A 13,628-nucleotide genomic window follows, 5' to 3' on the forward strand; every position below is an offset into this window, starting at 1 on the left:
CGTGGCTTGCCCACCAGCTATTCGCTGCGCCGCCGCCTGCTGGCCTGGCTGCTGATTGCCACCGCCGTTCTGGGCACCGCCGCGCTGATCGACACCTGGCGCGAGGCGGTGCGGACCGCCAATGCGCTGGCCGACCGGGTGCTGGCCGGATCGGCGCTGGTGATCGCGGAACGGGCGGCGCTGGCCGAGGATGGCCGCCTGACCATCGACATTCCGTATGGCGCGCTGGAAATGCTCAGCTCTGCCGCGCAGGACCGGGTGTTCTACCGCGTGGACGGGCCGCCGCGCCAGATCGTGACGGGCTATGCCGACCTGCCGGTGGCCGCCGCCGCACAGGGCGGGGCGCCCGCCTTTGCCGATGGCCTGTTTCGCGGCGTGCCGGTGCGGGTGGCCAGCCTTGCCCGCGCCGCCTCGACCGGGATCGACGAGGTGCCCTTCGTGGTGACGGTGGCCGAAACGACCCATGCCCGCGAACAGCTGACCCGGCAGATCCTGCTGCGCTCGGCCCTGCGGCTGGCGGGCATGATCGCGGGCGCGGCGCTGATCGTCTGGGTCGCGGTCACGCTGTCGCTGCAACCGCTGTATCGTCTGGGCGAGGCGATTGCCGAACGCAGCCCCGATGACCTCAGCCCGGTGGAAACCGCCGTGCCCTCCGAGGTGCGCGGGCTGGTGGAAACCGTCAACTCCTTCATGCGGCGGCTGAAATCGGCGCTGGACGGGCTGCGCAACTTCACTGGCAATGCCGGGCATCAGCTGCGCACGCCGCTGACGGTGGTGCGCACGCAACTGGCGCTGGCAGGTCGGGCGGCAACCCTGGCCGAGGCGCAGGCGGCGGCGGCGAAGGGCGATGCCGCACTGGCCCATGCCGACCGGATCCTGACGCAGCTTCTGCTGCTGGCCAAGGTCGAGGCGGCGGGCAGCAGTGGCCCGGTCACGCTGCCGCTGGATCTGGCCGCCTTTGCCCGCGACCTGACGGCAGAACATATTCCCGCCGCCGCCGAATCCGGCATCGACCTCGGGTTCGAGGGGCAAGGCCCGCTGGCCATTCTGGCCGAACCGCTGCTGCTGGGCGAGGCGCTGCGCAACCTGATCTCCAACGCCATCCTGCACGCCGGGCGCGGCGCGGTGGTCACGGTGCGGGTGCAGTTGCGGCCCGAAGGCGCGGCGCTGGAGGTCGAGGATAACGGCCCCGGCATCCCGCCCGCCGCCCGCGCCGCCGCCGTCAGCCGCTTTGCGCGTGGCGACACCCAGGAGCCGGGCATGGGGCTGGGCCTGCCGGTGGTCGAAGAAATCGCGGCACTGTTTGGTGGTCGGCTGTTGCTGACCGAGGGCAGCGGCGGGCGCGGGCTGCTGGCACGGATGGTGTTTCCGATGCCGCCATAAACATCTGATGTCTGATGTATCAGATGTTGACCTATCACGCCGGGGTTTGTTAAAACACCTCAGCACCAAGATTCGCACCACCAATCCGGGATCAGCCACAGCATGAGCGATGCCACCTCACTGGAGCCGATAAAGCTCAAATCCCTGCGCGATCATGTGCATGAACAACTGCGCGAGGCGATCATCTCGGGTCGGCTCGCCTCGGGGCAAAAGCTCAATGAACGGCAACTGGCCGCGGATCTGGAGATCAGCACCAGCCCGTTGAAAGAGGCGCTGCGCCAGTTGGAGGGCGAAGGTCTGGTGCGCACCGAACCCCGGCGCGGCACCTTCGTCACCTTCAACCCGCGTCAGGCAGAAGAAATGACGCTGGCGCGCGCCGCGCTGGAAAGCATCATCGCCCGGCAGGCCGCCAAACATGGCACCGAGGCGGATTTCGACGGTCTGCGCGCCGTCATCAAGGATATGCGCCTCGCCGTCGAGGCCGCAGATACTCAGGAACTGATCGTGCTGAACGAACGGTTCCACGATGCCATTCACGATGCCTCGGGCTGCGAATACCTGCGCCGGCTGCAAAATGCACAGCGCATGTATGACCATGCCGCCCGGATCACGGTCCTGTCGCGCGAGGAGGTGCGGCGGGCGTCCTTTGCGGAACACGAGCAGATCATGCAGGCCATCGTGGCGCGGGACGAGGACAAAGCCGAACGGCTGATGCGCGAACATATCGTATCCGCCGGGAAGACGCATATCGAGCTGGTTTTCAAACCGGCTCCTTAGGAGGATTACATGGAATTGAAGGCTTATCGCCGGGTGCTGCATGGCATCTCGGGTGTGCACGCGACTGCCTATGACAGCGCGGGCGAGATTGATGCCGCCCTGACGGCGCGGATCGTTGACGGCATTGCGGCAGCGGGCATCCACAACATTGTCACCGGTGGCAATACCGGCGAATTCTACAGCCTGACGGTGGATGAGGTTATCCGGCTGCAATCGATTGCAATCGAGGCCAATGCCGGGCGTTCCGCCATCACGGCGGCGGCGGGGCGGTCGCTGCGTGAAGCGATTGCCATTGCGCGGGCGGCCAAGGCCGCCGGCGCGGATGGGGTGATGGTGCATCACCCGCTGGACCCCTTTGCCGCGCCACATGGGCAGGTGGATTATTTCATCGGCGTGGCCGAGGCGATCGAGTTGCCGGTGGTGGCCTATGTGCGATCCGATGCGATTGCGGTCGACGAACTGGCCCGGCTGGCCACGCATCCGCGCATCCTGGGCGTAAAATTCGCCTCGCAGAACACCCTGCTGTTTGCCGATTGCGCCCGCGCCACCAAAGGCAGCGAAGCGATCTGGATCTGCGGGCTGGCCGAAACCTGGGCCCTGCCCTTCTATGCGCTTGGCGGCAAGGGTTTCACCTCGGGGCTGGTCAATGTGGCCCCGGCCCGGTCGATGGCGGTGTGGACCGCACTGGAGGCGGGCGATTATGCCCGCGCCCGCGCCATCGTCGACAGTATCGCCGAGTTCGAGACGATGCGCACCCAATACCGCAACGGCGCCAATGTCACCGTGGTGAAAGAGGCGCTTCAGATCCGCGGCCTTGCCATGGGCGCGGTGCGCCTGCCCGGCCTGACCCGGCTGGATCCGGCAGACCGCGCAAGGCTGCATCAGCTTCTGGCCGGATGGGAGAACGACGGGCTGGTCTGACCGGCACAAGACCGCCGCACCACAGCCGGGAGGGATGGGGCGCGGCAGATCACTGCAACACGACATGGGAGGAACGATCATGACAAGACCACTATCACGCCGTGGGTTCATCGCCGCCGCAGGCGCGGCCACCGGGGCGGGGCTGCTGTTGCCAAAGGGCGCGGTCTGGGCGCAGGCGTCCAAACTGCCCAGCTCGCCGGTCGCGCTGAACGTGATCGACGCCGCGGGCAATCTGGCCCTGACGCAGAAGATCTTCGACAATTTCGCGGCGGCGCGCCCCGAACTGGTGTCGGGTTTCACCTTCAACAAGGCCCCGTCGCCGGAACTGCCCGGCAAGATCAAGGCGCAGCAACGCGCCAACCGCATCGACATTGATCTGGTGATCATCGGCCCGGATGCGCTGTCGGCCGGGCTGGCCGATGACATCTGGACCGACATCATCGCGCTGCCGGATGCGGGCCTGCCCGATCTTCAGGCCACCTATCTGGAACCGGCCTGGCGGATGCAGGGCCTGTCGCAGGGCAAGGGCGTGGTGATTTCCTATTACCCGTCGGGGCCGCTGATCGAATACAATCCCGCCAAGGTCGCAACCCCGCCAAAAACCGCCGAAGAGCTACTGGCCTGGGCCAGAGAAAACCCCAACAAGCTGATCTATGCCCGCCCGGCAAACTCCGGCCCGGGGCGCACCTTCCTGATGGGCCTGCCCTATCTGCTGGGCGACAGCAATCCGAAGGATCCGCAGAATGGCTGGGACAAGACCTGGGCCTATCTGAAAGAGCTGCACAAATACATCGAGTATTACCCGGCAGGCACCGGCGCGCTGATGAAGGAACTGGGCGAAGGCACCCGCGACATGACGGTGACGACCACCGGCTGGGACATCAACCCGCGCGCGCTTGGCGTGGTGCCAGAAGAGTTCAAGGTGGCCAAGCTGGACGGCTTCCACTGGGTCTGCGACGCGCATTACTTCTCGATCCCCAAGGGGGTGGCCGAAGACAAGGTGGCGGTGCTGATGGAGTTCATCAAATTCGCGCTGCAACCGGAACAGCAGGCCTATTCCTATGATTCCGGCTATTTCTATCCCGGTCCGGCGGTCAAGGATGTGCCGCTGTCGATGGCACCGCAGGAAAGCCAGGACATCATCGCGAAATTCGGTCGTCCCGAATACGAGGACTGGATTGCCAACCACCCGATCGAGCTGCCGCTGGAGCCCGAGGCGCTGGTCACTGCTTTCCGCCGCTGGGACGAAGACGTGGCGGCCGGCTGATCCCCGATCCAACCCTGCACAAACGCGCGCTGCGAGCCGGTCTTTTCCGCTCGCAGCGGTCAGCGCCTGCTTCACCCAGCATGGGAACTCTGCGAATGTCGCTTGCCTCCACGTCTTTCACCCACCTCCGGCTCGACCGTCTGAGCCGCTCGTTCGGGGCGTTCAATGCGCTGAACGAGATTGATCTGATGATCGGCAAGGGCGAATTCATCGCCCTGCTCGGCCCCTCGGGCTGCGGAAAATCGACGGCGCTGAACTGTATCGCCGGACTGCTGGGCACCACCGGCGGCGGCATCTATATCGACGACCGCCGCATCGACCAGCTGAAGCCCGAAGAGCGCGGCTTTGGCATGGTGTTCCAGAATTACGCGCTGTTCCCGCATATGACGGTGCTGCAGAATGTCGGCTTCGGCCTCAAGATGCGCGGCATTGCCAAGGACGAGATCACCCGCCGCGCCGAGGCGGCGCTGGCGCTGGTGCGGCTGCAAGGCCAGGGCGACAAACTGCCCGGACAGCTGTCAGGCGGCCAGCAGCAGCGCGTCGCCATCGCCCGCGCCATCGTGATCGAACCGCCGCTGGTGCTGATGGATGAACCGCTGTCGAACCTCGACGCCAAGCTGCGGCTGGAAATGCGCGCCGAAATCCGCCGCATCCACAACCAGCTGGGCGCAACCACCATCTATGTCACCCATGATCAGGACGAGGCGCTGTCGCTGGCCGACCGCATCGTGGTGCTGCGCGATGGCGCGATCCGGCAGGTGGGCACCCCGCATGAGCTGTATGAAAGCCCGAAATACCTCGATGTGGCCGAGTTCATGGGCTATCGCAACCGGCTCAGCGGCAAGGTGATCCGCGTCGAAAATGGCGTGGCGACGCTGGCCGTTGACGGCACCGAGATTTCGGGCCGGGCGATGGATCTGCTGACCCCCGGCGAGACGGCGGTTCTGGCGGCGCGCGGCGATGACGTGATCGACACCGCCGATGGCCAGAACACACTTCAGGCCGTGGTCGAAACCATCGAATATCGCGGGCGCGAGCATGTCGGCACCGCGCGGTCCGACAGCGGCATGGAGCTGATCTTCCACGGGCCGCGCAATGTGGCACCGGGCAGCCGCGTCAGTCTGGCCATCGACGCCGGGCGCGCGCTCGTGTTTGCCGGGCGGGGCTGAGCCATGGCCGCCCCGCACATTTCCGCCCCGCCCGCCGTCCCAAGCCTGCGTCAGCGGCTGGCCAATCACGGCGTTGATGGCGTGACGCTGCTGATCCTGCCCGCGCTGCTGTTCGTGATCGCGGTGTTCATTTATCCCTTCCTCTATGGCCTCGTGCTGTCGTTCAACCCGCTGGAGGGCGGCGGTGCACTGGCCAATTACCGCAAGTTCTTCTCGGACCCCTATCTCTACAAGACCATCGGCGCGACGCTCTGGCTGGCCATCCCCGTCACGGTGATGAGCGTGGCACTGGCGGTGCCGATTGCGCTGCGGGTGCGGCTGATGGAGCGTCAGCGGCTGCTGACCACCATCCTTGTGCTGCCGGTGACGCTGGGCACGGTGCTGATCGCCGAAGGCCTGCTGAACTATCTGGGTCCGCAGGGCTGGTTCAGCCGGTCGCTGATGGGGCTTGGCCTGATTGAAAACCCTTTGAAGCTGACCAACAATTACTGGGGTGTGCTGGTTTCGCTGGTCATCACGGTGTTTCCCTTCACCTTCCTGCTCACGCTGTCTTATGTCACCGGCATCGACCCGGCGCTGGAGCGGGCGGCGGCCACCCATGGCGCCAATGCCTGGCAACGCTTTCGCCATGTGATGCTGCCGCTGCTGGTGCCGGGGCTGGTGGTCGCCTCCTGTCTCAGCTTCGTGCAGGCCTTTGCCGTGTTCCCTTCGGCGGTGCTCTTGGGCGCGCCCTCCGGCCCCACACGGGTGATCTCCATCGCCGCCGCCCAAGCCGCCTTCGAGCAATATGACGACTCCATGGCCTCGGCCATCGCCATGATCATGGCCTTGGTGCAGCTTCTGGTCGTGATGGCGCTGCTGGGCCTTCGTTCACTGTTCTACCGCGGCTCGACCGCGGGCGGGAAAGGCTGACCCATGATCCGCGATACCTCTCCACTCTCCAAACTCTGGATCGCCGCTGTCTGGCTGATCACCGGGTTTTTCGTGCTGAACGTGCTGGCGGTCATCCTCGCCGTTCTCACCTCGTCTTTTGGCACGCGCTGGCTGGGCACCTGGTTCCCGGACGGGTTCACGACACGCTGGTATGCCGCCGCCTGGGCCGAATTCCAGTTGGATCATGTGCTGGTCGTCACCTTCCAGATCGTGCTGACGGTGGTGCTGCTGTCGGGCCTGCTGGGTGTGACGGCGGCCTATGCGATGGCGCGGCGCGATTTCTACGGCAAGAAGATCGTCATGCTGATCTTCCTGCTACCGCTGCTGGTGCCACCGATCACCTTCGGGATTCCGCTGGCGACGGTGCTCTACAAGGTCGGTGTCGGTGGCACCTTCTGGGGGGTGGTTCTGGCCAATCTGGTGCCCACCGTGCCCTTCGTGATCCTGGTGATGATTCCGTTCATCGAACAGATCGACCCGAAGATCGAGGCGGCGGCGCGGGTGTTTGGCGCGGGCACGTTCAAGCTGTTCCGCCATGTGCTGCTGCCCATGCTGATCCCCGGCATTCTGGCCGCGATGCTGTTGGTGCTGGTGCGCACCGTCGCGATGTTCGAGCTGACCTTCCTCACCGCCGGGCCGACCAGCCAGACCCTTGTTGTCGCGCTTTATTATTCCGTCTTTGCGGCGGGGGTGCGGTCGGTCCAGTCGATCGACGCGATGGCGGTGATCTACATGATCACCTCGCTGATCTGGCTGCTGATCGCGCTGCGCTTCGTCAACCCGACGCAGATCGTGGCACGCAACCGCCAGCCTTCGGCGCAGTGATCTTGCGGGGGCGGCCCGCCGCCCTCTTCGACCCGCGCCGCATCTTCGGCCCGACCCTTGGAATCCCAATCGGTACTCCCATGAAAATCACCGCCATCGAAACCGTCCAGCTGCCGCATCTGAACAATATCCTCTGGGTGCGGCTGCACACGGATGAGGGCCTCATCGGCCTGGGCGAGACCTTCCGCGGCGCCCATGCCGTTGCCGCCTACATCCACAGCGATGTGGCGCCGCAGCTGATCGGGCAGGATCCACTACAGATCGACCGCATTTCGAAACTTCTGCTGGAACCCTATGTCGGCTTCCGCTCGTCCGGGGTGGAAATCCGCGCCGCCTCGGCCATCGACATCGCGCTGTGGGATCTGTTCGGCAAGGTGGCGGGCCTGCCGGTGCATCAGATGCTGGGCGGCCTGTCGCGCCCGGCGATCCGCACCTACAACACCTGCGCCGGCTATACCTACAACAAACAGGGCACCCGCCGCTACATCGGCGACAAGGATGCCGCCAGCGAAGGCCCCTACGAGGATCAGATCGCCTTTCACCGCGACGCCGGAGCGCTGGCCGAAAGCCTGCTGTCCGAAGGCATCACCGCGATGAAGATCTGGCCGTTCGATCCCTTCGCCGTGGCGAATGGCGGCAATTTCATCCACGCATCGGAACTCGATCAGGCGCTGCTGCCGTTCCGCCAGATCCGCGATGCGGTGGGCGACAGGATGGAGGTCATGGTCGAGCTGCATTCGATGTGGGATCTGACCTCGGCGCTGACCATCGCGCGCGGGCTGCGCCCCTTCAACCCGTTCTGGGCCGAAGACCCGATCAAGATGACCAATCCGCAGGCGCTTGCCACCTACGCACAGCGCTCGGGCCTGCCGGTCTGCGCCTCCGAGACGATGGCCACGCGCGCGCAATTCCTCGATGTGCTGCGCGCCGAGGCGGTGGATTATGTGATGCTGGACATTTCATGGTGCGGCGGTCTGTCCGAGGCGAAAAAGATCGCCACCATGGCCGAAACCTTCCAGCGCCCGATTGCGCCGCATGATTGCACCGGCCCGGTGGTATTTGCCGCCTCGATCCACCTTGCGCTGAACGCGCCCAATGCGGTGTATCAGGAATCGGTGCGCGCCTATTACACCTCGTGGTATCGGGATCTGGTGACGGTGATGCCGCGCATCGAACAGGGCATGATCTACCCGTTCGAGGGGCCGGGGCTGGGGCTGGAACTGTCGGACCATGTGCTGCGCCATCCCGATGTGATCCGCCGCAGCACGACGGCCACATGATGGGCCCGTTTCGCTGCATCGCGGATCTGCGCGGCACGCTGCTGGAAAGCCCGGTCTGGGATGACCGGCGCGGCGTGATCTTCCTGTGCGACATTCCGGCAGGGCGCATCCACGAGATCGGCCTGGACGACGGGCCGCGCCGTCAATGGAGCTTCGGGTCCGAAGTGACGGCGCTCGGCCTTTGTGACAGTGGCCGACTGGTGGTGGCGCAGGCCCGCGCGGTGGATCTGTTCGACCCTGATACCGGCACGCGCAGCCCGCTGTGGTCTGGCTTTGACGAACCCGCCAGCTCGCGCCTGAATGATGGCAAGGTTGGCCCCGATGGCGCGTTCTGGGTCGGCAGCATGGATGGCCGGGCGGTGCGCCAGCCGATATCGCGGCTTTATCGCATTCCGGCTTCGGGCGCGGCGCAGGTGATGGCGGAGGGGTTCGAGATTTCCAACGGGCTGGCCTGGTCGGCGGATGGTCGATCCATGTTTCACAGCGATTCCCGTGGCCCGTGGATCGACCGTTACGCCTTTGATCCGGCAGAGGGCACACTGTCGGCGCGGCAGCGTCTGCATGATCTGGACGAGGCAACGGGCCGACCGGATGGCGGTGCCACCGATGCCGAGGGCGGGTATTGGAGTGCGGGTGTCTCGGCCGGGGTGCTGAACCGATTTGCCCCGGATGGCGCGCTGACCGACCGCGTGCCCCTGCCGGTGCCCAGCCCGACGATGCCCTGTTTCTGCGGCCCCGACCTGCGGCAGATCGCCGTCACCTCGCATCGGCTGGGTGCAGATACGGCGCAGTCCGGCGGGCTGTTTCTGGCCGACAGCCCGGTGGCGGGCGCGGCGGTGTCACGGATGAAAGGGCTGTAACATGGGCAAATTACTGGTGCTGACCGGGGCTTCGGGCACATTGGGCCGCTTTCTGGCCCCGGCGCTTGCGGCGCAAGGCTATCGCCTGCGCCTGTCCGACATCGTGGCGTTTCCCGATCCGCTGCCCGAGGGGGCCAGCTTTCACCCCGCCGATCTGGCCGATGCCGGCGCGGTGGCCGATCTGCTGGCGGGCTGCGATGCCGTGCTGCATTTTGGCGGCATCAGCGTTGAAAAGCCCTGGGCGCAGATCGTCGGCCCCAATCTGCTGGGCGTGACCCATATCTTCGAGGCGGCCCGCACCCCCCTGCCCGGCCACAGGATGCCACGGGTGATCTTTGCCAGCTCCAACCACACGATCGGGTTTTACGAGCGGGGCACGGTGCTGAGCACCGACGATCCCTACCGGACCGATGGTTATTACGGCCTGTCCAAGGCCTATGGCGAATTGCTGGGCCGGATGATGTTCGACAAACACGGAGTCGAGAATGTGCATCTGCGCATCGGATCGGCCCTGCCCGCCCCGACCGAGGCGCGTCATCTGGCAACCTGGCTGTCGCTGGCCGATCTGCTGCGGCTGGTGATTGCGGCACTCGAGGCGGCGCAGACCGGCCATGCCATCGTCTGGGGTGTGTCGGCCAATCAGGGGCGCTGGTGGCAGGGCGATGATGCCGCCCGCATCGGTTATGTGCCGCAGGATGATGCCGCGCGCTTTGCCCCGCTGCCCGAGCGCGGCGACGCGCTGACCCGGCAGTATCAGGGCGGCAGCTTTGCCGCGCAAGACAACAGCCGCGCGGGCTAGGCGATGCTGTCGCTTGCCGCCCATGGGTATCGTGTGCAACTGGACCCCCGGCGCGGGGCCACGCTGCTGTCTGCCGAGTGGTGCGCGCCCACCGGCGATTGGCTGCCGATCCTTGCGCCGCTGGCCGATGCGGGCGCGGGGCAGACGGCGGGCTGTTTCGTCATGGCCCCCTTTGCCAATCGCATCGCGGCGGGCCGGTTTTCCTTTGCCGGGGCCGTACATCAGCTGCCGCTGAACCGCCCGCAAGAGGGCATGGCGATTCACGGGTTCAGCCGCGATCACGGCTTTGATGTGCTGTCGCAAGGCGTTGATCACGCCACGCTGACACAGGATTTTGCGGTTGATGGCCTTCCGTGGCACTATGGGCTGCGGTATGATATTCAGCTGTCGACCACGGGCCTGTGCCTGACCCTGACGCTGACCCATCGCGGGGCGGCCCCGATGCCCTACGGCCTTGGCCTGCATCCGTGGTTCCCGAAACCGGCGGGCACCACGCTGAGCTTCGCCGCACGCGGGGCCCATCAGCGCGACGCGCTTGGCCTGCCGCTGGCCGAAACCGCGCCGCAACCCGCCTTTGCCGCTGCAGCCCCGCAGCCGCTGGACCATCTGCCGTGGTTTGATGGCTGTTTCAGCGACTGGTCGCCACGCCGCGCCCGCATCTGCTGGCCCGACCGCAAGGCCGCGCTGGTTCTGGCCGGCGAAGGCGCGTTCCGCCACCTGCATGTCTATGTGCCCGATGACCGTGCGGTGCTCTGCGCCGAACCCGTCAGCCACCTGCCCGATGCGGTGAACCGCCCCGACCTGGGGCCCACCGCCCAGATGACCCTGCTTGCCCGCGGCCAAAGCCTGTCGGGCAGCCTGATCCTATCTGCCCTGCCGCTGTGCCCGCAGCCCAGCCCTTCCCTGCCGCAAGAGGTGCCCGCATGACCCGCAAGACCTATGACCAGCTGCGCTCTGCCCGCTGGTTCGCCCCTGATGACCAACGCTCGTCCGGGCATCGGTCGCGCACGCTTCAGATGGGTTATGATGCGCAGGATTGGGAGGGGCGGCCCGTCATCGCCATCATCAACACCTGGTCCGATGCGCAGCCCTGCCACACCCATTTCAAGGATCGGGTCGAATGGGTCAAACGCGGCGTGCTGCAGGCCGGGGGGTTTCCGCTGGAACTGCCTGCGCTGTCGCTCTCGGAAAGTTATGTCAAACCCACCACCATGCTCTATCGCAACATGCTGGCGATGGAGACGGAAGAGCTGCTGCGCAGCCATCCCGTCGATGGCGCGGTGCTGATGGGCGGCTGCGACAAGACCACCCCGGCGCTGGTGATGGGCGCGATCAGCATGGGCCTGCCCTTCGTCTTTCTGCCCGCAGGTCCGATGCTGCGCGGCAATTACGCAGGCAAATACCTCGGCTCCGGCACCGATATGTTCAAATATTGGGATGAACGCCGCGCGGGCAATGTGACCAGGGAAGAATGGCAGGGCATGGAGGCGGGCATCGCCCGGTCTTATGGCCATTGCATGACAATGGGCACCGCCTCGACCATGACGGCGATTGCCGAAGCGATGGGCCTGATCCTGCCCGGTGCCTCGTCCATCCCCGCCGCCGATGCCAACCATCAACGCATGTCGACCCAATGTGGCCGCCGCGCCGTTGAAATGGTGTGGGAGGATCTGACCCCTGACCGCATCATCACCCCCGCCGCCGTGACCAATGCCGTCACTGTCGCCATGGCGACCGGCTGTTCCACCAATGCCATCATCCATCTGATCGCGATGGCCCGCCGCGCCGGGGTGCCATTGACGTTGGAGGATCTGGACAGGATCGGGCGCAGCACCCCGGTTCTGGCCAATATCCGCCCTTCGGGCACGCTCTATCTGATGGAGGATTTCTATTATGCGGGCGGTCTGCGCGCCCTGATGAAACAGCTGGGCGACAAGCTCGATCCTGCGGCGATCACTGTCACCGGCAAACCGCTGACCGAGGGGTTGGAGGCGGTGCCAATCTGGAACGATGATGTGATCCGGCCGCTGTCGAACCCGGTCTACCACGAAGGTTCGCTGGCGGTGCTGAAGGGCAATCTTGCGCCTTCGGGGGCAGTGATCAAACCCGCCGCCTGCGACCCGCGCTTTCACCGCCATACCGGACCGGCACTGGTGGCCGACAGCTATCCGGCGCTGAAGGCAATCATCGACGATCCCGATTATCCGATGACCCCCGATACCGTGCTGGTGCTGCGCAATGCCGGGCCGCAAGGCGGGCCGGGAATGCCGGAATGGGGCATGATACCGATGCCGAAGGCACTGCTGAAACTGGGCCTGCGCGATATGGTGCGCCTGTCGGATGCGCGCATGTCGGGCACGTCTTTCGGGGCCTGTGTGCTGCATGTCTCGCCTGAATCCTGGATTGGCGGGCCGCTGGCCCTGCTGCGCAACGGTGATCTGGTGGAACTCGACGTGCCCGCCCGCAGCCTAAACATGCTGGTTCCCGAGGCCGAACTGGCCGCCCGCCGCGCCGCCTGGGTCGCCCCGGTGGCAAAATACGAACGCGGCTATGGATTCATGTTCAACAAACACATCGAACAGGCCGACAAGGGCTGCGACTTCGACTTTCTGCGCAGCGATTTCGGCGGCCCCGTCGATGAACCCGTCATCCATTGATCCAAGGCACTGACATGACCGATTATCTTCTTTCCGATGCCACGCGGGCCCGGCTGAAACAGGTGTCCACCGCTTCGGTGGCAACGGCGCTTTACAAGCGTGGCCTGCGCAACCAGTTCATTCAGGGCGTGGTGCCGGTGGCCGCCAAGGCCGAAACCATGGTGGGGCAGGCCTTCACCCTGCGCTACATCCCCGCGCGCGAGGACCGCAATCCGATGACCGTGTTCCGCAACCCCGATCATCCGCAGCGGGTGGCGATTGAAACCTGCCCGCCCGGCTGGGTGCTGGTGATGGATGCGCGCAAGGATGCGCGGGCGGCTACCGCAGGCTCCATCCTGATCACCCGGCTGGCGCTGCGCGGTGCGGCGGGGATCGTCACCGATGGCGGGTTGCGTGATGCCGCAGGCATCGGTGATCTGGACATGCCCGCCTATTTCGCCCGCCCTTCGGCCCCGACGAACCTGACCCTGCATGAAGCGCTGGACATCAACGTCCCGATCTCCTGCGGCGATGCGCCGGTGTTTCCGGGCGACGTGCTGCTGGGCGACCGCGATGGGGTGATGGTGATCCCGGCGCATCTGGCCGACGAAATTGCCGAGGAGTGCCACGCGATGGAACGCTTTGAGCAGTTTGTGCTGGAAGAGGTGCAGGCGGGTGCGCCGATCATTGGCCTCTATCCCACGACCAAAGAGGAAAACCGCCAGAAATACGAGGATTGGCAGGCCATAACCGGCCGCTGAACCCCACAGTCCCGTTT

At 65.7% G+C, this 13,628-nt stretch carries 13 protein-coding genes; all 13 read left to right on the forward strand.

Annotation, left to right across the window (positions count from 1 at the left end):
* Positions 1-6 precede the first annotated feature (6 nt).
* The 13 genes from KM031_RS16480 (at position 7) to KM031_RS16540 (ending at position 13,611) form a co-directional block, all read left to right on the forward strand.
* On the forward strand, positions 7-1,383 hold the full coding sequence (locus tag KM031_RS16480) for a sensor histidine kinase (protein WP_215505415.1): 1,377 nt from the start codon (positions 7-9) through the stop codon (positions 1,381-1,383).
* A gap of 102 nt (positions 1,384-1,485) precedes the next feature.
* A complete protein-coding gene (locus KM031_RS16485) occupies positions 1,486-2,160 on the forward strand; it encodes a GntR family transcriptional regulator (RefSeq protein ID WP_215505414.1) in 675 nt (224 codons plus the stop codon).
* 9 nt (positions 2,161-2,169) lie between these two features.
* A complete protein-coding gene (locus KM031_RS16490; protein WP_215505413.1) occupies positions 2,170-3,081 on the forward strand; it encodes a dihydrodipicolinate synthase family protein in 912 nt (303 codons plus the stop codon).
* A 79-nt stretch (positions 3,082-3,160) separates the two neighbouring features.
* Positions 3,161-4,348 (forward strand): extracellular solute-binding protein, encoded by a 1,188-nt coding sequence (locus tag KM031_RS16495; protein WP_215505412.1) that lies wholly within the window; start codon positions 3,161-3,163, stop codon positions 4,346-4,348.
* A 95-nt stretch (positions 4,349-4,443) separates the two neighbouring features.
* Positions 4,444-5,517, forward strand: coding sequence for an ABC transporter ATP-binding protein (locus KM031_RS16500; protein WP_215505411.1), 1,074 nt, complete (start codon positions 4,444-4,446; stop codon positions 5,515-5,517).
* A 3-nt stretch (positions 5,518-5,520) separates the two neighbouring features.
* Positions 5,521-6,429 (forward strand): ABC transporter permease, encoded by a 909-nt coding sequence (locus KM031_RS16505; RefSeq protein WP_215505410.1) that lies wholly within the window; start codon positions 5,521-5,523, stop codon positions 6,427-6,429.
* A gap of 3 nt (positions 6,430-6,432) precedes the next feature.
* Entirely contained in the window at positions 6,433-7,275 is an 843-nt protein-coding gene (locus KM031_RS16510) for an ABC transporter permease (protein WP_215505409.1), read from the forward strand.
* A gap of 80 nt (positions 7,276-7,355) precedes the next feature.
* A complete protein-coding gene (locus tag KM031_RS16515; RefSeq protein WP_215505408.1) occupies positions 7,356-8,555 on the forward strand; it encodes a mandelate racemase/muconate lactonizing enzyme family protein in 1,200 nt (399 codons plus the stop codon).
* Positions 8,552-9,415 carry an SMP-30/gluconolactonase/LRE family protein gene (locus tag KM031_RS16520; protein ID WP_215505407.1) on the forward strand — a complete coding sequence of 288 codons (864 nt, stop codon included), beginning with the start codon at positions 8,552-8,554 and terminating at the stop codon, positions 9,413-9,415. The genes KM031_RS16515 and KM031_RS16520 overlap by 4 nt, the downstream gene beginning before the upstream one ends.
* 1 nt (position 9,416) lies before the next feature.
* Positions 9,417-10,214, forward strand: coding sequence for an NAD-dependent epimerase/dehydratase family protein (locus tag KM031_RS16525; protein WP_215505406.1), 798 nt, complete (start codon positions 9,417-9,419; stop codon positions 10,212-10,214).
* Between the two features lie 3 nt (positions 10,215-10,217).
* A complete protein-coding gene (locus tag KM031_RS16530; protein ID WP_215505405.1) occupies positions 10,218-11,141 on the forward strand; it encodes an aldose epimerase family protein in 924 nt (307 codons plus the stop codon).
* Positions 11,138-12,871, forward strand: coding sequence for an L-arabinonate dehydratase (gene araD, locus KM031_RS16535; protein WP_215505404.1), 1,734 nt, complete (start codon positions 11,138-11,140; stop codon positions 12,869-12,871). Before KM031_RS16530 ends, araD begins: the two co-directional genes overlap by 4 nt.
* 14 nt (positions 12,872-12,885) lie before the next feature.
* Positions 12,886-13,611 (forward strand): ribonuclease activity regulator RraA, encoded by a 726-nt coding sequence (locus tag KM031_RS16540; RefSeq protein ID WP_215505403.1) that lies wholly within the window; start codon positions 12,886-12,888, stop codon positions 13,609-13,611.
* Positions 13,612-13,628: the final 17 nt, after the last annotated feature.

It is taken from the genome of Gemmobacter fulvus (assembly GCF_018798885.1).
GTDB lineage: Bacteria > Pseudomonadota > Alphaproteobacteria > Rhodobacterales > Rhodobacteraceae > Gemmobacter > Gemmobacter fulvus.

What these genes read in the sequence shown, in the direction of transcription:
- KM031_RS16510 (WP_215505409.1), top strand. Translation starts at nt 6,433, where the DNA reads ATGATCCGCGATACCTCTCCACTCTCCAAACTCTGGATCGCCGCTGTC.
- KM031_RS16540 (WP_215505403.1), top strand. Translation starts at nt 12,886, where the DNA reads ATGACCGATTATCTTCTTTCCGATGCCACGCGGGCCCGGCTGAAACAG.
- araD (WP_215505404.1), top strand. Translation starts at nt 11,138, where the DNA reads ATGACCCGCAAGACCTATGACCAGCTGCGCTCTGCCCGCTGGTTCGCC.
- KM031_RS16485 (WP_215505414.1), top strand. Translation starts at nt 1,486, where the DNA reads ATGAGCGATGCCACCTCACTGGAGCCGATAAAGCTCAAATCCCTGCGC.
- KM031_RS16505 (WP_215505410.1), top strand. Translation starts at nt 5,521, where the DNA reads ATGGCCGCCCCGCACATTTCCGCCCCGCCCGCCGTCCCAAGCCTGCGT.
- KM031_RS16500 (WP_215505411.1), top strand. Translation starts at nt 4,444, where the DNA reads ATGTCGCTTGCCTCCACGTCTTTCACCCACCTCCGGCTCGACCGTCTG.
- KM031_RS16490 (WP_215505413.1), top strand. Translation starts at nt 2,170, where the DNA reads ATGGAATTGAAGGCTTATCGCCGGGTGCTGCATGGCATCTCGGGTGTG.
- KM031_RS16495 (WP_215505412.1), top strand. Translation starts at nt 3,161, where the DNA reads ATGACAAGACCACTATCACGCCGTGGGTTCATCGCCGCCGCAGGCGCG.
- KM031_RS16515 (WP_215505408.1), top strand. Translation starts at nt 7,356, where the DNA reads ATGAAAATCACCGCCATCGAAACCGTCCAGCTGCCGCATCTGAACAAT.
- KM031_RS16520 (WP_215505407.1), top strand. Translation starts at nt 8,552, where the DNA reads ATGATGGGCCCGTTTCGCTGCATCGCGGATCTGCGCGGCACGCTGCTG.
- KM031_RS16525 (WP_215505406.1), top strand. Translation starts at nt 9,417, where the DNA reads ATGGGCAAATTACTGGTGCTGACCGGGGCTTCGGGCACATTGGGCCGC.
- KM031_RS16530 (WP_215505405.1), top strand. Translation starts at nt 10,218, where the DNA reads ATGCTGTCGCTTGCCGCCCATGGGTATCGTGTGCAACTGGACCCCCGG.